This is a genomic window from Anaeromyxobacter soli (assembly GCF_022808855.1).
In the GTDB taxonomy this organism is placed as follows: Bacteria; Myxococcota; Myxococcia; order Myxococcales; family Anaeromyxobacteraceae; genus Anaeromyxobacter; species Anaeromyxobacter soli.
On sequence record NZ_JAKZLF010000002.1, the window covers coordinates 41083 to 61195 of the forward strand.

General features: G+C 74.0%; 17 protein-coding genes. 13 read left to right on the forward strand and 4 right to left on the reverse strand.

The features are described from left to right. Window positions 1–132: 132 nt before the first annotated feature. The 5 genes from MLV88_RS02405 (at window position 133) to MLV88_RS02425 (ending at window position 5629) form a co-directional block, all read left to right on the forward strand. Entirely contained in the window at window positions 133–510 is a 378-nt protein-coding gene (locus MLV88_RS02405; protein ID WP_242336423.1) for a DUF4870 family protein, read from the forward strand. 350 nt (window positions 511–860) lie between these two features. Beyond that, window positions 861–2057, forward strand: coding sequence for an acetate/propionate family kinase (locus MLV88_RS02410; protein WP_242336420.1), 1197 nt, complete (start codon window positions 861–863; stop codon window positions 2055–2057). 25 nt (window positions 2058–2082) lie between these two features. After that, window positions 2083–4227, forward strand: a complete 2145-nt coding sequence (gene pta, locus MLV88_RS02415; protein WP_242336417.1) for a phosphate acetyltransferase — start codon at window positions 2083–2085, stop codon at window positions 4225–4227. A 253-nt stretch (window positions 4228–4480) separates the two neighbouring features. Then, window positions 4481–4837, forward strand: a complete 357-nt coding sequence (locus MLV88_RS02420; protein WP_242336414.1) for a response regulator — start codon at window positions 4481–4483, stop codon at window positions 4835–4837. Window positions 4838–5044: 207 nt separating this feature from the next. Then, window positions 5045–5629 carry an HdeD family acid-resistance protein gene (locus MLV88_RS02425; protein ID WP_242336411.1) on the forward strand — a complete coding sequence of 195 codons (585 nt, stop codon included), beginning with the start codon at window positions 5045–5047 and terminating at the stop codon, window positions 5627–5629. Between the two features lie 93 nt (window positions 5630–5722). Here MLV88_RS02425 and MLV88_RS02430 read toward each other — a convergent pair whose 3' ends face one another. Next, a complete protein-coding gene (locus MLV88_RS02430; protein ID WP_242336408.1) occupies window positions 5723–7669 on the reverse strand; it encodes an APC family permease in 1947 nt (648 codons plus the stop codon). 412 nt (window positions 7670–8081) lie between these two features. Here MLV88_RS02430 and MLV88_RS02435 point away from each other — a divergent pair, with 412 nt between their 5' ends. The 8 genes from MLV88_RS02435 (at window position 8082) to MLV88_RS02470 (ending at window position 16642) form a co-directional block, all read left to right on the forward strand. Then, window positions 8082–8255, forward strand: coding sequence for a hypothetical protein (locus MLV88_RS02435; protein WP_242336405.1), 174 nt, complete (start codon window positions 8082–8084; stop codon window positions 8253–8255). Then, on the forward strand, window positions 8252–8344 hold the full coding sequence (kdpF, locus tag MLV88_RS02440; protein WP_242336402.1) for a K(+)-transporting ATPase subunit F: 93 nt from the start codon (window positions 8252–8254) through the stop codon (window positions 8342–8344). Before MLV88_RS02435 ends, kdpF begins: the two co-directional genes overlap by 4 nt. Continuing rightward, entirely contained in the window at window positions 8341–10086 is a 1746-nt protein-coding gene (gene kdpA, locus MLV88_RS02445; RefSeq protein WP_242336399.1) for a potassium-transporting ATPase subunit KdpA, read from the forward strand. Before kdpF ends, kdpA begins: the two co-directional genes overlap by 4 nt. A gap of 3 nt (window positions 10087–10089) precedes the next feature. After that, the gene (gene kdpB / locus MLV88_RS02450) at window positions 10090–12174 is read left to right on the forward strand and encodes a potassium-transporting ATPase subunit KdpB (protein ID WP_242336396.1); all 2085 of its coding nucleotides are present in this window, start codon (window positions 10090–10092) and stop codon (window positions 12172–12174) included. An 8-nt stretch (window positions 12175–12182) separates the two neighbouring features. Further along, entirely contained in the window at window positions 12183–12749 is a 567-nt protein-coding gene (kdpC, locus tag MLV88_RS02455) for a potassium-transporting ATPase subunit KdpC (protein ID WP_242336393.1), read from the forward strand. Between the two features lie 33 nt (window positions 12750–12782). Then, window positions 12783–15479 carry a sensor histidine kinase gene (locus tag MLV88_RS02460; RefSeq protein ID WP_242336390.1) on the forward strand — a complete coding sequence of 899 codons (2697 nt, stop codon included), beginning with the start codon at window positions 12783–12785 and terminating at the stop codon, window positions 15477–15479. Then, a complete protein-coding gene (locus MLV88_RS02465) occupies window positions 15476–16177 on the forward strand; it encodes a response regulator (protein ID WP_242336387.1) in 702 nt (233 codons plus the stop codon). Before MLV88_RS02460 ends, MLV88_RS02465 begins: the two co-directional genes overlap by 4 nt. A gap of 84 nt (window positions 16178–16261) precedes the next feature. Then, a complete protein-coding gene (locus tag MLV88_RS02470; RefSeq protein ID WP_242336384.1) occupies window positions 16262–16642 on the forward strand; it encodes a hypothetical protein in 381 nt (126 codons plus the stop codon). A 33-nt stretch (window positions 16643–16675) separates the two neighbouring features. Here the strand turns inward: MLV88_RS02470 and MLV88_RS02475 are convergent, their stop codons facing one another. From MLV88_RS02475 to MLV88_RS02485, 3 genes are all read right to left on the reverse strand, one after another. Beyond that, entirely contained in the window at window positions 16676–18175 is a 1500-nt protein-coding gene (locus MLV88_RS02475) for an RIO1 family regulatory kinase/ATPase domain-containing protein (protein ID WP_242336381.1), read from the reverse strand. Between the two features lie 27 nt (window positions 18176–18202). Then, window positions 18203–18958, reverse strand: coding sequence for a translation initiation factor 2 (locus tag MLV88_RS02480; RefSeq protein ID WP_242336378.1), 756 nt, complete (start codon window positions 18956–18958; stop codon window positions 18203–18205). A 133-nt stretch (window positions 18959–19091) separates the two neighbouring features. Further along, the gene (locus MLV88_RS02485; RefSeq protein WP_242336375.1) at window positions 19092–20111 is read right to left on the reverse strand and encodes an electron transfer flavoprotein subunit alpha/FixB family protein; all 1020 of its coding nucleotides are present in this window, start codon (window positions 20109–20111) and stop codon (window positions 19092–19094) included. Window positions 20112–20113 lie beyond the last annotated feature (2 nt).

Here is a 20113-nt window from a genome sequence, read left to right on the forward strand (position 1 = left end):
TTCGAGGATGGCTGTGGCGAGGATTCTACAGCCTCGGCGGAGCGGGCCGGGGCTTCGTCGAATGGACGGCGTCGGACGGCGCGCTCCGGGTAACATCCGGCGCACGTCCACCGCCTTCAGCCCGGAGCCTCGATGGAGCCCACCCAGAGCACCGCCCTCCCCGCCGCGACCGCCGAGCAGGTCGCGAAGGCGGAGTCCATGGCGAAGCTCGTGTACGTCCTGTACCTCGCGTCGCTCGTCGTGGGCGTGACCTCGCTCGTCGGCGTCGTGATCGCGTACGTCTACCAGGGCGATGCGCCCGAGGGGCTGCGGACGCACTTCCGGCTGCAGATCCGGACGTTCTGGATCGGCCTCCTCTACGCGTTCCTGGGCCTGCTCCTCTCGCTCGCCGTGATCGGGGTCGCGCTGCTCGCCTTCGTCGCGATCTGGCTCATCGTACGCTGCGTGAAAGGCCTCCGGTACCTCGATCGGCGCGAGCCGTATCCTTCTCCCGGCACCTGGCTCTGGTAGGCGAGCGCCCGGAAAGCGAGCCGCTCGAGGACCTCGCCGGGCCATTGCCGTTTGATTGCGGTCAATCTCGCGTCGCCGCCGCGGGGGCTCGCGCTCGTCCTCGATCGCTCGAGTCGCCCCGATCGCGGTAGCGACGCGATGCGTCGTCCGCGCGAGGGATGCGGAAAAATCCCGGCGCGACCTCTTGCGCGCGCCGATCGCGATGTGCGAATCGTGTTGGTCCGAAGCCATCGAGTCGTCCGCGAGGCTTACGGATCCCGGATCAATCGTCGTCCATCCTGTCGCGTCCTCGGGAACGGGGCGCGGCCGAGCCGGTGTCGGCTCGTGGATCCCGTACCGCGGAGGCTGCCTTGAACATCCTCGTCCTGAACTGCGGAAGCTCGTCGGCGAAGTTCGCCGTCATCGACTCCGGGTCCGGCGCGGAGCGCATCTCGGGCATCGCCCAGCGCCTCGACTCGGCGCACGCCACGCTCGACTGGAAGCTCGACGGCCACCGCCACAGCCGCGACCTGAACCACGCCGATCACGACCAGGCGCTGCGCGCGGTGGTCGAGCTGCTCCGGGGCATCGGGCTCGCCGAGGGGCTGGCCGGCGTGGGCCACCGCGTCGTGCACGGCGGCGCGCGCTTCTCCGGCTCGATGCCGATCACCGAGGAGGTGGTCGCGAAGATCCGCGAGTGCATCCCGCTCGGCCCCCTGCACAACCCGCCCAACCTGCGCGGCATCGAGATCTCCCAGGAGCTCTTCCCCGAGCTGCCGCAGGTGGCGGTGTTCGACACCGCCTTCCACCAGACGATGCCGCCGCGCGCCTACCTGTACGCGGTGCCGTACGAGTGGTTCGAGCATCACGAGGTCCGGCGCTACGGGTTCCACGGCACGAGCCACCGCTACGTCTCGGAGCAGGCGGCGCAGCTCCTCGAGCTGCCGCCGCACGACCACTGCATCGTGACCGCCCACCTCGGGAACGGCTGCTCGCTGGCGGCGGTCCGCAACGGCCAGAGCGTCGACACGACCATGGGCCTCACGCCGCTCGACGGCGTGGTGATGGGCACGCGCTCCGGGTCCATCGACCCGTCGATCATCGCGCACATGAAGAAGGCCCTGCACCGCGACGCCAGCCACGTGATGGACCAGCTCAACAAGCGCTCCGGCCTCCTCGGCATCTCCGGCCTGTCGAACGACATGCGCACGCTGCAGGACGCGGCGGCGAGCGGGCACGAGCGCGCCGCCCTGGCCATCGAGAAGTTCTGCTACTCGGTGGCCAAGGCCGCCGCCGGGATGGTGGTCTCGCTCGGGCGGCTCGACGCCTTCGTCTTCACGGGCGGCATCGGCGAGAACGCCACCCTCGTGCGCGCGAAGGTCGTCGAGCTCCTCGGCTTCCTCGGCTTCACGCTCGATCCGGAGCTGAACGCGGTCGCCGGCAAGGGCAACCGGGGCGTCATCACGCGGCCGGGCGGGCCGCGGGTCATCGTGGTGCCCACGAACGAGGAGCTCATGATCGCCATGGACACCGCCCAGATCGTCGCCGCCCGGCGCTGCGCCGCCTAGCCCCCGCTGCCTCCCGAAGGTCCGAATGCCCCGCACCCTCCTCGTCGCCCCCGCCGGCCGCCAGGTCGGCGTCACCACCGTCTGCATCGGCCTCGTCCGCGCGCTCGACCGCCTCGGCGTCCGCGTCGCGTTCGCGAAGCCGATCGCCCCGCGCGGCGAGAACCGCGCGGCGGCCCTCGTGCGGCTCGGCGCCCAGCTCGATCCGCCGGAGCCCATCGCCCGCGCGGAGGCGGAGGAGCTGCTCGCGACCGGCGACGACCAGACGCTCATGGAGCGCGTGGTTGCGCTCTGCGCCCGCGCCGCCGAGGGCGCGGACGTGCTCGTCGTCGAGGGGATGGCGCCCGAGCCGGGCATGGTCTACTCGACGCGCGTCAACGCGCTCATGCTGAAGGCGCTCGACGCGGAGCTCGTCGTGGTGGGCTCGCCGCGCGGCGAGACGCCCGCCGAGCTCGCGAACGCGGTGGCGATCGCGGCCCGCGGCCTCGGCGCCGACGTGGACGGGGGCGCAGTCGGCTGCGTCCTGAACCGCGTCACGGGCGCCGGAGCGGCGGGCGCCTCCCCCACGGCGGAGGGGCGCACGCACTGGGTGGACGCCGCCGCCGAGGCGGAGGACGTGCCGGCCGCCGAGCTCGACGCCTACGCGGCCGCGCTCCGCGGCGAGAAGCTCCGGCCCATCGGGATCGTCCCCTCCCGCGGCGACCTCGCCGCGCCCCGCGTGAAGGATCTCGCCGGAGCCCTCGGCGCCAGGGTGCTGCGCGCGGGCGATCACGAGCACCGGCGGATCAGCAGCGTGGCGCTGTGCGCGATGAGCGTGCCCGGCTCCATCAAGGTGTTCCGCCCCGGGACGCTCATCATCACCCCCGGTGACCGGAGCGACATCGTCGTCGCCGCCTCCCTGGCGGTGCTGAACGGCATGCCGCTCGCGGGGCTCCTCCTCACCGGCGGCGTCGTGCCGGAGGAGCACGTCTTCGCCATGTGCGAGCCGGCGCTCGCGACCGGCCTCCCCGTGCTCGCGGTGGAGGACGGCAGCTACGCGGCGGCGAGCGCCGTCGCGGCGATGAACCTGCAGATCCCTCCGGACGACGTGGAGCGGGTGGAGCGGGTCATGAACGCGGTCGCCGACCGCATCGACGGCGAGTGGCTCTCGGGGGTCGTCCGCGCGCAGCGCAAGCGGCGGCTCTCGCCCCCCGCGTTCCGCCACCGCCTCGTCGAGGCGGCGCGCGCGGCGAACAAGCGCATCGTGCTCCCCGAGGGGACCGAGCCGCGCACCATCGCGGCCGCCTCGATCGTGCAGGAGCGCGGGATCGCGCGCTGCGTGCTCCTCGGGGCGCCCGACGAGGTCCGGGACGTCGCCCGGAAGCACGGCGTGACGCTGCCGGCGTCGCTCGAGATCGTCGACCCGGTGAAGATCGCGCCGCGCTACGTGGAGCCGCTCGTCGAGCGCCGCCGGAGCAAGGGCATGACGCCCGAGGTCGCCGCCGGCGAGCTCGGCGACAGCATCATGGTGGGGACGATGATGATGGCGCTCGACGAGGCGGACGGCCTCGTGTCGGGCGCCCTCCACACCACCGCGCACACCATCCGCCCGGCGCTGCAGATCATCCGGACGGTGCCCGGCTGCGAGCTCGTCTCCAGCGTCTTCTTCATGTGCCTGCCCGAGCAGGTGCTCGTGTTCGGCGACTGCGCGGTGAACCCGAACCCCACCGCCGAGCAGCTCGCCGACATCGCCATCCAGAGCGCCGACTCCGCGCGCGCGTTCGGGATCGAGCCGCGCGTGGCGATGCTCTCCTACTCGACCGGGACGAGCGGCGCGGGCGCCGACGTCGAGAAGGTGAAGCGCGCGACCGACCTCGCGCGCGCCCAGCGGCCGGACCTGCCGATCGACGGGCCCCTCCAGTACGACGCCGCCATCGTGCCCGCCGTCGGGCGCCAGAAGGCGCCGAAGTCGGAGGTGGCGGGCCAGGCCACCGTGTTCGTGTTCCCCGACCTCAACACCGGCAACGTCACCTACAAGGCCGTCCAGCGCAGCGCCAACGTGGTGAGCATCGGCCCGATGCTGCAGGGGCTCGCGAAGCCCGTGAACGACCTCAGCCGCGGCTGCCTCGTCGAGGACATCGTCTTCACGATCACTCTCACCGCCATCCAGGCGCAGCAGCGCGCGGCGCGCTGACCCGATCCGACCTGACGTATCGCCGCATCTCCACGAGGGGATGCGTGCGCGCGGGCGAGACGCGGTCGCGTCGATTGCCGGGTCGACGTGGCGCGGAGCTGGGTGCGAAGCGCCGGAACACGCAGGGGCGCAGCTCCGCCGCCTCGCGCCCTCGAGCACCGCGAGATGGCGTCTCGCTCCGCGCCGCGCGCGGCGCGCGACCGCCCGCCTGCCTGAATTTGCCCGCGCGGCCGGAGCGTGGCAAACGGGCGGCATGCGGCAGCGCGTGCTCGTGGTGGACGACGATCAGGATCTCCGGGATGCCCTCGCGCACCGACTCTCGAACGAGGGGTTCTCGGTCGATCTCGCGCGCGACGGCGCGGAGGCGCTCGCGCAGCTCGACACCGGGCTCAGCCCCGTGGCGATCGTGCTCGACCTCGGCATGCCCACCATGAGCGGCTGGCAGTTCCGCGACCTGCAGAAGCGGAACCCCCGGCTCGCGGAGATCCCCGTCGTGGTGATGACCGGCCAGGCGCCGCTCGGGATCGACGTGCAGCACGTGCTCGAGAAGCCGTTCGCGATCGAGCGCCTCGTCGAGACCATCCGTCGCGTCGCCGTCGTGAGCTCGTAGGACCCTTCGCTCCGTCCCGCACCGCTTCGACCGCGCCCGAGCGCGCGGACAGGCCGCGGCGCGTGCGCGCGCCAGGGCGTTCGCTGCCTTGCGGGGCCCCGCGCCCGTCCCCAGGATCCCCTCGCAACGGAAACCACACGACGCTCGCGCGGCGGTCGCCAAGGCCGCGGGCCCCGGCCGCCTCGCCTCGTCGAGAGGAGAGCGGCCATGACGTACCTGTTGCTGGCGGATCGGTGGTGGGCCCTCGCGCTCCGCGGCGTGGCGGCGATCGTGTTCGGCGTCCTGACGTTCGTCGCTCCGCAGGCGAGCCTCTTCGCCCTCGTGGTGCTCTTCGGCGTGTACGCGATCGTGAACGGGGCGATCCTCCTCGCGCTCGCCTTCCGGCGCCCGAGCGGCGAGCCGCGCTGGGGATCGCTCGCCTTCGAGGGGATCCTGAGCATCCTCGCCGGCGCCGTCGCGCTCGGCTGGCCCGGCATCGGCGCCCTAGCGCTCGTCTTCGTCGTGGCGAGCTGGGCCGTGGTGACGGGGCTCGCCCAGATCGTCGCGGCCGTGCGCCTGCGCAAGCGCATCCGCGGAGAGTGGCTGCTCGGCCTCTCCGGCGCGCTGTCCGTGGCCTTCGGCGTCCTGCTCTTCGCCGCTCCTGCGGCCGGCGCGCTCGCGCTCGCGCTCTGGGTGGGCGCGTACGCCGTGCTGTTCGGGGCGCTGCTCCTCGCGCTGGGCCTGCGCCTGCGCGCCTGGGGCCGCTCGCCGGCCCACCGGGTGCCGCCCGGCGGCATCCCGGCGACCACCTGACGCGACCCGCGACTTGGGCTGCGGTCTCGTCGCGGTCGAGCTCCCGGGGGGCGGTCGGGGCGCGGCGGCTCGGGGATGGAGCGCCGCGCCGGCTCACCCCCCGTCGGCGAGCACCCGCACCGGCATCACCATCGCGGAGAGCCCGCGGAACTGGAGCCGGCGCTGGAGCGCGTAGGCGGTCTCGTTGTGGAGCAGCCGCTGGAACCAGCGCTCCTTCTGGAAGACGAGCTTGCCGGCGAAGAACACCGCGCGCGGGAACTCCTGGGCGATGGACGCGCAGAGCCGCTCCCCCACGTCCACCGCCTCGGTCCCGAGGTCCATGCGCCAGTCCGCGGCGAGCTTCAGCCGGTGCGCGAGCTCCACGTACTGCTCGAGGCTCGCCTGGGTGCGCGCCCGCACGCGATCGACCTCCTCGATCCCCTTCATCGCGGCGGAGTCCACCACCCCGACCGAGATGAAGACGAAGTTCTTGAAGAAGTTGGGGAACGTGCGCTGCACGGTGAGGAGCGCGTGCACGCCGAGGCCGCTGTAGCCCCCGACGAGGAGCACCGCGGTGGGCGCGCGCGGGTCCATGGCCGGCCGGGGACCACCCGGCGCCGGCGGCAGGACCTCGAGGATCGCGTCGAGCCGCTTCAGGCTGTCCTGCACGGCCCGGTAGTGCCGCCGGATCACGAAGCAGAGCCCGACGACGAGCCCCGTCACGGCGATGGTGATCCAGCCGCCCTGCTCGCCCTTCTCGTAGATCGTGCCCGCGAGGATCGACGCGCAGAGCGCGAAGGCGACCCCGTGGATGGCGAGCCCGCGCCGGCGGCCGGCCGTCCGGGTGCGACGCCAGTAGCGCAGCATGGCGAACTGGGAGATCGAGAACGTCACGAACACGTTGATCGCGTACATCGTGACGAGCCGGGTGATGTCTCCCCGCGTGTAGTAGAGCGTCGCGAGCGACGCCGCGCCCATGAGCAGCACGCCGTTCTGCGTGGTGAGCCGGTCGGAGAGCTGGGCGAACCGGTGCGGCAGCCATGAGTCGGTGGCCATGTTCGCCATCACGCGCGGACCGTCGATGAAGCCGGCCTGCGCGGCCACCACGAGGAGCGCGGCCTCGGCGAGCAGCGTGACGACCACGAACCCGTGGCCCACGGCGAGACCGCCGGGCCGGAAGCCGCCGGCGAACCGCTCGAGCAGCACGGCGTTCATGGTCTTGCCCGGCTCCGGCGCCGCGCGGAAGAGCAGGTAGCAGACGAGGATCCCGGCGGCCGTCACCGCGAGCGAGACCGCCATGTAGGTCATGGTCCGGCGGGCCGTCGCGACCTTCGGCTCGCGCATGATCTGGATGCCGTTCGAGACGGCCTCGATGCCGGTGTACGTCCCGGCGCCCATCGAGTAGGCGCGGAGGAAGACCGCGAAGAGGCCCACCGCGCCGAGCTCGGCGACGCCGGCGCGCAGGCCATGCGTGACCTCCCCCGCGACGCGGGGCACCTCGGTGACGTGCGAGCCGACGCCGCCGGCGATCAGGATCACGTGGGTGACGAGGAACAGGCCGAAGATCGGCGCGAGGAAGGAGACGGACTCCTTCACGCCGCGGAGGTTGAGGACGACGAGCAGCGCGATGGCGGCGATCTCGGCGGGCAGCTTCCACGGGCTGGAGCCGCCGGAGAGGAAGCTCCAGATCGCGTCCCCGCTCGAGGCGATCGACACGGAGATCGTGAGCACGTAGTCCACGAGCAGCGCCGCCCCGGACACGACCCCCACCCGCGCCCCGAGCAGCTCGGTCGCGACCACGTACCCGCCGCCGCCGAAGGGGAAGCGCTTGATGATCTGCCCGTAGGCGACCGAGATGATGAGGACCGTGAGGCCGGTGGCGAGCGCGAGCGCGACCGCGAGCGACGTGTGGTGGCCGAGCGCCCGGAATGCCTCGTCGGGACCGTAGGCGGACGACGAGAGCCCGTCGGCCCCGAGGCCCACCCACGCGAGGAGCGCGACGAGCGAGATGCCGTGATGCGTGCGCGGGTCCTGGACGTCCCTCGGCGCTCCGAACAGCACGCGTCGAAGGCGGGCGCCGAGGGTCGCCGGGCTCTCCGCCTGGGAAGGTGCCGTCTCGGCCGGCGCCGGTGCGCCGTTCCCTTTGCGTCCTTGGAGGGGCTCTAGCGGGGGGTTTGCCATGTGCACGGAGAGCTTCGCGGCCGGGACCTCGGCCCGGCATCAAGACTGCGCATGCCCGTATCAAGGCGGCGTCAAGGTGCCCGGTGCCGGGCGAGCGCGACCTCCGCCGGCCGCCGTGTTCGTTGACGGGACGCTGACGGCGCGGCGACGAAGCTTGACCCGGCGCTGACCTCCCCGCCCGTACGCTCCAGGGTGAGGAGAGATTATGCCGTCACGACCCGGCCGACTTCGACTCGTCGTCACCTCGCGAGAGGGCACCGCGGCCGCGTCCGTGCCCGCCCGCGGAGATCTGGTGCTCCTGGCCATGCTCCTCGCGGTGAACCTCGTCCCCGTGATCGGGGAGATCGCTCACCTTGGCCGCTGGGGCGGCTCGACGCTCGGCTTCGCGACGGCGTGCGTGCTCGTCACGGGCCGGGAGCTCTGGCTCGAGGTCCGGGCGTTCGCCCGCGCCCGGAGGACCGCGTGACGATCCTCACCTCGATCGCCGGCGCGCTCGCGCTCGGCCTGACCGTGTACCTCGTGTTCGCGCTGCTCTTCCCGGAGAGGCTCTCGTGACCGGGGCGGCGTACGCCGAGATCGCGGTGTTCTTCGGCACGCTCACGGTGCTGGCCGTCCCGCTCGGCGGCTGGATCGGCCGCGCGATGCGCGGCGAGGCCCCGCTCGTGGGACGTCTGCTGGGCCCCGTGGAGCGCGCGGTCTACCGGCTCGCCGGCGTCGATCCCGCGGAGGAGATGAGCTGGCGCCGTTACGCGGCGGCCGTGCTCGCCTTCAACGGTGCCGGGCTCCTGCTGCTCTACGCGCTGCAGCGGCTCCAGCCGGCGCTGCCGCTCGACCCGGGGCGGCTCGCCGCGGTCCCGCGCGACGTCGCCGTGAACACCGCCGTGAGCTTCGTCACCAACACCAACTGGCAGAGCTACGGCGGCGAGGCGACGCTGAGCCCGCTCGTCCAGATGGCAGGGCTCGCGGTCCAGAACTTCCTCTCGGCGGCGACGGGGATCGCGGTGCTCGCCGCGCTCACGCGCGGGCTCGTGCGCCGCTCGACGCAGGGGCTCGGCAGCTTCTGGGTCGACCTGACGCGGAGCACGCTGCACGTCCTGCTCCCCCTGTCGCTCGGCCTCGCCCTGCTGCTCGCCGGGCAGGGGGTGGTCCAGTCCTTCGGTGGCGTGGGGCGATGGCCGCTCCGCGACCCGGTGCCCGACGCGAGCGGTCGGCCGGTCGTCGAGCAGGCCATCCCGATGGGCCCCGTGGCCTCGCAGGTCGCGATCAAGCAGCTCGGCACCAACGGAGGCGGCTACTACGCCGCGAACTCGACGCATCCCTTCGAGAACCCGACGCCGCTCACGAACCTCGCGGAGGCGCTCGCCATCCTCCTCGTGCCGGCGGCGCTGTGCTTCACCTTCGGCGGGTGGGTGGGGGATCGGCGGCACGCGTGGACGCTGTACTCGGCCATGCTCGTCATCCTCGTTCCGCTCACCATGGCGACCGTCGCCGCCGAGCAGGCCGGTAACCCGGCGATCACGGCGGTCGGCGTGGACGAGCAGCCCGGGCCGCTCCAGGCGGGCGGAAACATGGAGGGCAAGGAGGCGCGCCTCGGACCGGTGGACGCCGGGATCTGGGCGGCGGCGACGACGGCCGCGTCGAACGGCTCCGTCGACGCGCAGCACGACAGCCTCACGCCGCTCGGCGGCCTCTGGCCCATGTGGCTCATGCAGCTCGGCGAGGTCGTGTTCGGCGGCGTCGGCTCCGGGCTGTACGGGATGCTCCTGTTCGTCGTCGTGGCGGTGTTCGTCTCCGGCCTGATGGTCGGCCGCACCCCCGAGTACCTCGGCAAGAAGATCGAGGCTCGGGAGATCAAGCTGGCGAGCGTCGCCATCCTCCTGCCGTCGGCGGTCGTCCTCGGCGGTACGGCGCTCGCGTGCCTCGTCCCCTCCGCGGCGGCCGCGGCGGCGAACCCCGGGGCCCACGGGTTCAGCGAGCTCCTCTACGCCTTCTCCTCGGCGGCGAACAACAACGGCTCCGCGTTCGGCGGCTTGACCGCGGACGGACCGTTCTGGACGCGCGCGACGGACGTCGCGATGCTCGTCGGTCGTTACGGGGTGCTCGTCCCCGTCCTCGCCATGGCGGGAGCGCTCGCGCAGAAGCGCACCGTTCCGCCGAGCGCAGGGACGCTCCCGACCCATGGCCCGCTCTTCGCCGGGCTGCTCGTGGGGACCGTCCTCCTCGTGGGCGCCCTCACGTTCCTGCCTGCGCTCGCGCTCGGGCCGATCGTGGAGCACCTGCAGCTCCACTCCTGGTGATCCATGGACGTCGCCGCCCATCCGCCTGCCCGAAGCCGGACGCTGCTTCCACGAACGGTCGTCGGGGCCGCTCTGCTCGACGCGCTGCGGAAGCTCGACCCGCGAACCCTGGTCCGCAACCCCGTGATGTTCACGGTGGAGGTCGGCAGCGCCTTCACGACCGCGCTCTTCCTCCACGCGCTCGTGACCGGGCGGGGCGACGCGCCCGCCGGGTTCATCCTCGCCGTCGCCGCCTGGCTCTGGTTCACCGTGCTGTTCTCGAACTTCGCCGAGGCGATCGCCGAGGGGCGCGGGAAGGCGCAGGCCGACACGCTGCGCCGCGCCCGCCGCGAGGTGGTGGCGACGCGGCTCGCGACCCCGTCCCGCGCCTCGCCGCGCGAGGACGTCCCCGCCGCTCGCCTCCGCCCGGGGGACGTCGTCTGGGTGGAGGCTGGCCAGATCGTGCCCGGCGACGGCGAGGTGATCGAGGGGATCGCGTCGGTGGACGAGAGCGCCATCACCGGCGAGAGCGCCCCCGTCATCCGCGAGAGCGGCGGAGATCGGAGCGCGGTCACGGGCGGGACGCGCCTCCTCTCCGACTGGCTCGTGGTCCGCATCACCGCCGAGCCTGGCGGGTCGTTCCTCGACCGGATGATCGGGCTCGTGGAGGGCGCGAAGCGCCAGAAGACCCCCAACGAGATCGCGCTCGACATCCTGCTCGCCGCGCTCACGCTGGTCTTCCTCCTCGCGACCGCCACGCTCCTGCCGTTCTCGGTCCACGCGGTCCGGACGGCCGGCGCCGGGGCGCCGGTGGGGCTGACGGTGCTCGTCGCGCTCCTCGTGTGCCTCATCCCAACGACCATCGGCGGGCTCCTCTCCGCGATCGGGATCGCCGGGATGGACCGGATGATCCGCGCGAACGTGATCGCCACCTCCGGCCGCGCCGTCGAGGCCGCCGGCGACGTGGACGTGCTCCTCCTCGACAAGACGGGGACGATCACCCTCGGGAACCGCCAGGCCACTGCGTTCCTGCCGGGCGACGGCGTCGCGGAGCGAGCGCTCGCCGACGCGGCGCAGCTCGCGTCCCTCGCGGACGAGACGCCGGAGGGGCGCAGCATCGTGGTGCTCGCGAAGGAGCGGCACGGGCTCCGCGGGCGGACGCTCGAGCCCGGCGCGCTGTTCGTCCCCTTCGCCGCCCAGACGCGGATGAGCGGCGTCGACGTCGGCGCCCGCCGCGTGCGGAAGGGGGCGCTGGACGCCGTCGCCCGGTTCGTCGAGGCGGAGGGTGGACGCCTCCCGGACACCGTGCGCACGATCGCCGAGGACGTCGCGCGCCGCGGGGCGACGCCGCTCGTGGTCGCCGACGGGAGCAGGGCGCTCGGCGTGATCGAGCTGAAGGACGTCGTGAAGGGCGGCATCGCGGAGAAGTTCGCCGAGCTGCGGCGAATGGGGATCCGCACCGTCATGATCACCGGCGACAACGCCCTCACCGCGGCCTCCATCGCCGCGGAGGCAGGCGTCGACGACTTCCTGGCCGAGGCCACGCCGGAGATGAAGCTCGCGCACATCCGCGGCTGGCAGGCGAAGGGCCACCTCGTGGCCATGACCGGCGACGGCACGAACGACGCGCCTGCCCTCGCCCAGGCCGACGTCGCCGTCGCCATGCACACGGGCACGCAGGCGGCGAAGGAGGCCGGCAACATGGTCGACCTCGACTCGAACCCGACGAAGCTCATCCAGATCGTCGAGATCGGAAAGCAGCTCCTCATGACGCGCGGGGCGCTCACGACCTTCAGCATCGCGAACGACGTGGCCAAGTACTTCGCCATCATCCCCGCGGCGTTCGCCACGACCTACCCGCCCCTCCGCGCGCTCGACGTCATGCGGCTCCACTCGCCCGCGAGCGCGATCCTGTCGGCCGTCATCTTCAACGCGCTCGTGATCGTCGCGCTCATCCCGCTCGCGCTCCGCGGCATCGCCTACCGTCCCGCGCCGGCGAGCGCGATCCTCGCGCGGCACCTGCTGCTCTACGGGCTGGGGGGGCTCGTCCTGCCCTTCGCGGGCATCAAGCTCATCGACCTCGCGCTCGCTGCGCTCCACCTGGCCTAGAGGTGCCCGTGATCCGCGCCGTCTCCGTGCTGCTCGCCGCCTTCACCCTCCTCCTCGGCGGCGTCTACCCGGCCGTGGTGACCGGCCTGTCGCGCGTGCTGTTCCCCGCGCAGGCGACCGGCAGCGTCGTGAGCGCCGGCGCTCGCCCCGCCGGCTCGGCGCTCGTCGGGCAGCCATTCACCTCGCCGCGGTACTTCTGGAGCCGGCCCTCCGCGACGACCCGCGTGCCCTACGACGGCCTCGCGTCCGCGGGATCGAACCTGGGCCCGACGAGCCCCGCGCTCGTCGCGGCCGTTCGCCGCCGCGTCGAGGCGCTCCGGACGGCCGACCCCGGGAACGTCGCGCCCGTGCCGGTGGATCTCGTGACCGCCTCCGGCAGCGGGCTCGACCCGCACGTGTCGCCCGCCGCGGCGCTCTATCAAGTGCGGCGCATCGCGCGCGCGCGCGGCCTTCCGCCGGACCGGGTGCGCGCGCTCGTCGAGGCGCACGTCGAGCGGCCGCTCCTCGGGCTCTTCGGGGCTCCCCGGGTGAACGTCCTCGCGCTCAACCTGGCGCTTGACGGGCTCGGCCAGTGATGGCTTGGGTTCGGAGGTGACTGGAGCGCGGCCATGACACGGCAGCCGGGGCGCCCGGATCCGGACGCGCTCCTCGCGCGCGTCACGGCCGAGGCGCGGCGCGAGGCGCGCACGCGGTTCAAGATCTTCTTCGGCTTCGCGCCCGGCGTGGGCAAGACGTATCGCATGCTGCAGGTCGCGCGGGACCTCGAGGCCGAGGGGGTCGACGTGGTGATCGGCGCGATCGAGACCCACGGCCGCTACGACACGGCCGGCCTCATGCTCGGGCTCGAGATGCTGCCGCGGCGTGCGCTGCCGTATCGCGGCCGGGTGCTCGAGGAGTTCGACCTCGACGCCGCGCTCGCACGCCGCCCCCGCATCCTCCTCCTCGACGAGCTCGCGCACACGAACGCCCCCGGCTCGCGCCACGCGAAGCGCTGGCAGGACGTGGTCGAGCTGCTCGACGCGGGCGTCGAGGTGTACACGACCCTCAACGTCCAGCACGTCGAGAGCCTGAACGACGTGGTGGAGCAGATCACGCACGTCCCCGTGCGCGAGACGGTGCCCGACTCCATCCTGGAGCGCGCGGACGAGGTGGAGATCGTGGACGTCGCGCCGGAGGAGCTCCTCCAGCGCCTCCGGGAAGGCAAGGTGTACCTGCCCGAGCAGGCGGAGCGCGCCCGGGAGCACTTCTTCCAGCGCGGGAACCTGCTCGCGCTCCGCGAGCTCGCCCTGCGCCGCATGGCGGAGCGCGTGGACTCCGACGTCCTCGAGTATCGCGCGGAGCACGGGGTGGACGTGCCCTGGCCCACCGCGGAGCGCGTCCTCGTGTGCGTCGGCCCCGCGCCCGACTCGGCCCGGCTCGTCCGCGCCGCGCGCCGGATCGCGGCGGGCCTGCGAGCTCCCTGGGTCGCCGCGTCGGTGCAGGCCTCGGGGAGGCCGCCGCTCGGCGACGAGGATCGCGAACGCCTCGAGGCCCACCTGCGCCTCGCCGAGTCGCTCGGCGCGGAGGTCGCGCGGCTCACGGGGGTGGGCGTCCCGGACGCGATCCTGGAGTTCGCCCGGCGGCGCAACGTCACGCGCATCGTGCTCGGCAAGCCGCGCCACCCGCGCTGGCGCGACCGGCTTCGCGGCTCCCTCCTCGACGACATCATCCGCGGCAGCGGGGACATCGAGGTGACCGTGCTCGCCGGCGGGGCCGACGAGGATCACGAGCGCGTTTCTGCGGTGCAGCGAGCGCCCGCGCGCGGCGCCGGCTACCTGCGGGCGCTCGTCGTCATCGCGCTGACCACCGCCGTGGCGCGCGCGGCGCGGGCGCTCCTCGGCGTCCCCGACGTCGAGATGCTGTTCCTGCTCGGGGTGATGATCGCGGCGCTCACCACCGGACGCCGCGCCTCCGTCCTGGCGGCGGCGCTGGCGGTCGTCTCGTACGACTTCTTCTTCGTGCCGCCGCCGTACACGCTGAACGTGTCCGACGCGCGTTACCTCCTCACCTTCGTGATGCTCTTCGGCGTGAGCGTCGTCATCGGCACCCTCACGCTGCGGCTGCGCGAGCAGCAGGCGGCGGCGGTCGGCCGCGAGCGCAGGACCTCGGCGCTGTATGGGATCAGCCGCGAGCTCGGCGCGGCCCTCGACGACGAGGGCGTCGCGGCCGTGTGCGCCAGGGCGATCGCCGAGGCGTTCGACGTCGAGGTCGTGTTCCTGCGCGTACGTGGCGACGGCGATCTCTCCGACCTCGCGGCGGTTCCGCGCGAGGCGGCGCTCAGCCCGTCCGAGCGCGCGGTCGCGCAGTGGGTCGCCGCGCACGGGCAGCCCGCCGGGCGCGGGACCGACACCCTCCCCGGGGAGCCGGTGATCTGCGCACCCGTGCGCGCGTGGGGTGACGTCCTCGCGGTGCTCGCCCTTCGGACCGAGGGCGAGCGCGGGCTCGGCGCAGAGCAGCACACGCTGCTCGAGGCGCTCGCGCGCCAGGTGGCGCTCGCCCTCGATCGCGTGCGGCTCGCCGCGGAGGCGCGTCAGGCTGCGCTGCGGGCGAAGACCGAGGAGCTGCGCAGCGGGCTCCTCTCCTCGGTCTCCCACGATCTCCGGACGCCGCTCGCGGCCATCACTGGGGCCGCCTCGACGCTGCGCGCCGAGGCGGAGCTGGATGCCGCCACGCGGAGGGATCTCACGGACGCGATCTGCGAGGAGGCGGAGCGGCTCGAGCGGCTCGTCGCGAACCTGCTCGACATGACCCGGCTCGACTCCGGCACCGTGGAGCCGAAGCGCGAGTGGGTGCCGCTCGTCGAGGTGATCGGCGGGGCGCTCACCCGGCTCGAGCGCCGGCTCGCGGGGAGGCCCGTCACGACCACGCTGCCGGACGATCTGCCGCTCGTCTCGATCGATCCGGTGCTGCTCGAGCAGCTGTTCAGGAACCTCCTCGAGAACGCCGCGAAGTACACGCCCCCGGGCTCGCCGCTCGACATCCGCGCGGAGCGCGACGGGGGTACGCTCTCCGTGGACGTGGCGGACCGCGGCCCCGGGATCCCCTCGGGCGACGAGGAGCGGATCTTCGAGCGGTTCCACCGCGGCGCGCACGCCGGGGTCCGGGGCGTCGGCCTGGGCCTGCCCATCGCCCGCGCCATCGCCCAGGTGCACGGGGGCAGGCTCGTCGCCGCCAATCGCCCCGGCGGGGGCGCCGTGTTCCGGCTCACCCTGCCCTTGCCGTCCGAGCGGCCGCCGCCCGCCGAGCCCGCGGAAGGCAGCGCATGACGGCGACCGGACCGCTCGTGCTCGTCGTCGACGACGAGGCGCAGGTGCGCCGGTTCCTGCGCGCCGCCCTCACCTCGCGGGGGTACCGGCTCCTCGAGGCCGAGACGGCGCGCGAGGCCGAGCAGCTCGCGACGAGCCACACCCCCGACGTCTACCTCCTCGACCTCACGCTGCCGGACGGCGACGGGGTGGATCTGGCGCGGCGCCTGCGCGAGTGGACGACGGCGCCGATCGTCGTGCTGTCGGCGCGAGGCCGCGAGGAGGACAAGGTGAACGCCCTCGACGCGGGCGCGGACGACTACCTCACGAAGCCGTTCGGCGTGAACGAGCTGCTCGCCAGGCTCCGGGTCGCGCTGCGGCATGCCCAGGCGCGGCCCGGCGAGCCCGCCGTGATCGAGGCCGGACCGCTCCGCGTGGACCTCGCCCGGCGCGAGGTGACCGTGGACGGTCGCGAGGTGCGGCTCACGCCGACCGAGTTCCGCCTCCTCGCGCTGCTCGCGCGACACGCCGGAAAGGTGCTCACCCACCGTCAGATCCTGCGGGAGGTGTGGGGTCCGAACGCGACGGAGGCGCACTACGTCCGCGTGCACATGGCCGAGCTCCGCAAGAAGGTCGAGGCGGACCCCGCCCGGCCCCGCCTGCTCGTCACCGAGCCGGGCGTCGGCTACCGGCTCCGCGACCGCGTCGAGGGCGCCTGAAGCGTTCGCCGCGGGGCGCACGGGCCGCGCCGGTGGCCGCCCGCCGAGCGCGAGGCCACCTTCTCTGCAGGGAGGGAGAAGATCATGCGACTGTCACTGTTCGTGTCGGCGCTCGTCCTCGCCGCGGGGCTCGCGGGCTGCGCGACGTCCACGCGCGAGACCCAGCGGCCCGCCAGCCCGGCGGCCGCTCGCTCGCCCATCGCCAGCGACCATCCGTTCGAGGTGAAGGGCACCGTGAAGTCGGTCGGCGATGGGCTCCTCGGGATGGGGCGCAGCGTCACCATCGCGCGCGAGGGCGCGCCCGCCGCAGAGCTTCACGTGGCGGAGGAGACCCGCGTGACGCTCGACGACCGTCCGGCCAAGCTGTCGGACCTGCGCGAGGGAGACGAGATCCGCGCGCGCTTCGACTTCGACAAGAGCACGCCGGTGGCGATCGAGCTCCAGGCGAAGCCGAAGCGACGCTGACGCGCCGGGCGCCTCGCCGGCTCGACCGATGTTCTACCCGCGCCTGCGGTGCGGGTGACGGCGCTCGTGCTGGGGGGACGGCCCCTCCCCGCGCGGAGCGCCGGGAGGCGGACCGGAGGGTCTGCCCTGCTGCGGTGCGACGGGTGCAGCCGGGCCGAGCGGCGGACGACTCACGCGGATCACCTCCGGCGCGGGAGCGTCGCGGCGACGGGCCGGTCCGCCACGTCCAGGCTGCCGCGGTCCGCCCGCGCGCGGCGCGTTCTGCGGCTGGCGCGGTCCGGACTGCTGCTGCGGCTGGCGCTGTCCGGGCTGCTGCGGCTGGCGTGGCCCGGACTGCTGCTGCGGCTGGCGCTGTCCGGGCTGCTGCGGCTGGCGCGGTCCGGGCTGCTGCGGCTGGCGCGGCCCGGACTGCTGCTGCTGCTGGCGCGGCCCGGACTGCTGCTGCTGGCGCGGCCCGGACTGCTGCTGGCGCTGTCCCGGCTGCTGCTGCTGGCGCTGTCCGGGCTGCGCCGGACGCTGTCCGGCCTGCTGCGTGGTCGGCTCGTGGCGTGCGCCGGGCGAAAGGTGCGAAATCTGCCGCGGCCCGGACCCGGAGGGCTCGTGGTGGGCGCGCGGCTGCGCGGGCGCGTGGGTCTCGCGCGCCGGGGGCGCGTGCGCCGGCCGCTCCCGCCGTTCCTGCCAGACGCGATCCCGGCGCGGCTCCTGCTGCTGCGGCCGCTGCGGGTGACGCTCGCCGTGACCGCGCCCGTGCCGCTGTCCCTGCCTCTCGCCTCCCCGCGCGGCGGGCTCCGGCGGCCGGCCACTCGGCACGAAGTCGGAGCTGAGCTCGCGCCGTACGTACGCGCGCCAGATCTCGTGCCCGTCCCCGGAGGCGGCGTGGAGCTCGGGGGCGATGCCGGCGAAGAACCGCCGCACGTTCTCGAGGTCGCGCTGGAAGAACGACTCCGCCTGGCTGTTGTGCGCGGCGCCGACCACCTGCGGGAAGTCGATCACCACCGGGCCGTTCCAGCCGAGGAGGATGTTGTAGGGCGAGAGATCGCCGTGGATGAGATCGCACCCGAGCATCCGGACGATCTGGCTGCGCAGGTCGGCGTAGAGCGCCGCCGCCTCCTCGGGCGCGACCTGCGCGTCCACGAGGCGCGGCGCTGGGTGTCCGTTCGCGTCGACGACGAGCTCCATGAGGAGCACGCCCTCGTAGAACATCACCGGCCTGGGGACCCGGACGCCGGCGGCGTGCAGCGCGTGGAGCGCGTCGGCCTCCTTCGCCTTCCACGCCTCCTCGGCGGCGGCCTGCCCGAAGCGGCTGCCCCGGTCCATCGCGCGCTGCATGCGCGAGTCGCGGACCTGCCGCCCTTCCTTGTAGCCGGCGTTGTTCCGGAAGCTCCGCGCCTCGCGCGCCTTGTAGACCTTGGCGGCGACGACCTCGCCGCCGTGGCGGACGAGCCAGAGGTCCGCCTCCTTGCCGCTCTTGAGGCGCGCGCAGACCTCTTCGATGACGCCGTCCGCCAGGAGCGGTGCGAGGGGATCGTGCATGCTCGTCGGGTGGGTCCTTGCGCGAGGCTACTTCTTCGGGGCACCGCCCGGACGACCGCCACCGGCGCCGCCACCCGGCCTCCGGCCACCGCCGCCCGGCCGTCCGCGACCGCGCTCGTTCTTGCGATCCTCGCGGAGCGAGTCCATCGAGAAGCCGCCGGTCGCGCCGGCCTTGGTGCCGCCAGCGCCGCGGCCGCCACCGCCGCCTCCCCGACCGCCGCCGGGTCCACCGCGACCGCCACGGCCACCGCGGCCGCCGCGCTCGTCGCGGGGAGAGCTCACGGTCTGCTTCATGCTCTGCGGGAAGAAGTCCACGAGGTACTGGTGACCGCCGCTCGTCTTCGCGCCCGGGACCGGCTCCTCGACGCCGAACACGCGGACGAGCCGCACGTCCTCGGCCCGGCGCCCCACCACCTCGACGGCGGCGCGAAGCATGGCGAGCCGATCGCCCGACAGGCCCGTGGCCGTCGCCACTGCGGCGTCGAGCGCGGCCTTGACCGCCTCGCTCTCTCCCTCCGCCGCGGGCTTCGGCGCCTCTGCCGTCGCCGCGGGCGCTGCCTCCGCCGTCTCGGCGGGCGCAGCGGCCTCGACCGGCGCGGCCTCCTGCGCCTCGGTGGGCGCCTCGGCGACAGCGCCCTCCGGCGCGGCCGGGGCCGGCGCCTCGGCGGCCGCGGCGACGGGGGCGGCCGGCTTCTCCTCGGCCGGGAGTGAACGCCGGGCCTGGGCGACCGCGGCCGCCGCCGTCCTAATCAGGGATCCGCTGAGCTCGGTGAGCGTCTTCATGCGGGCGTAGCCATACACCGTCCGGGCGGTGTCGGCAAAGGGCTGCCTGGCGCGAGCGCTCGTCTGCCGGCTCCGCGAACCCGGCGACGCGAGAGGAGCGGGGCCTGGTCCGGCGCCGGCCGGTCGAGGTTCGTCACCTCTTCGCGGCGAGAAGCGCGTTCACCTTCTCCATCACCGCGAAGGCGTCCGCCACGTACAGCACGTCCGCCTTGCCCCTCGCCCACCCGCAGCCCGCGTCGAGGTTCACCGCGCGCCGCTCGCGGATGAAGCGCCAGCCGACGACGTGCGGCTCCTCACCGTGGCAGCAGGTCGCGAGCCCCTTGGGATGGCGAGGGGTGGAGCCGGTCTGGCCGACCTGGTTCAGGTGTGTCATGAACTCGAACACCTTCTGCCCCTCCCCCGCCTGATCCACGAGCGACTTGGACGAACCGAGCGAGGCGCCGGCGCTTCGCAGGAGGCCGAGGATGAGCTGCTCGGCGCGCTCCGGCTCGGGCTTCCCGGACGCCTGCTTCTTCGTCCAGCCCGCCCCGGCGACGAAGAGGAGCTTCGCGTCGGGGCGGATCGTCTGCTCGCCCGACGAGGGCGCCCGCAGCCCCAGGACCTTCGTCCGCGTCAGGCCGTCGGCGGAGAGCGCGAGCCGCTCGACCACGGGGGAGGCGCCGCCTTCGACCGTCGCCGCGGGGTACGCGCCCGGATCGACGAGCAGCACCCAGGGGCGCTCCTCGCGCCGGAGCTTCGCCTCGATGCGCTGCTTGTAGAACCAGCGGGTGATGGCGACGCCGCCGTCGGACGCGACCTGCGTCACGTGGGTGTCCACGCGCCCGCCGAGCCGCTGCGCGACCCCGGCCGCCACGCGCGCCATTCGGCTCGTCGCGGGCGCGACGACGACGGTCGCGCCGGAGGCCTTGGCGAGCGCCGTGGCGGCCGCCGCGTCGGTGCCGTAACGCGGGTCGTCGAAGGCGGGGCCCTCGACGGCGAGCACCTTCGTGGCGCCTGCGCCCGCGAGCGCCGCGGCCGCCCGCTCGACGGAGGCGCCGAACAGGCCGACGGCGAGCGGCCCGCCGACAGCGCGCGCCGCGGAGAGCGCCTCGAGCGCGGCGCGCGGGAGGCCGCCATCGGCCTCGGTGTGGGTGAGGAGGAGGACGGTGTCCATGG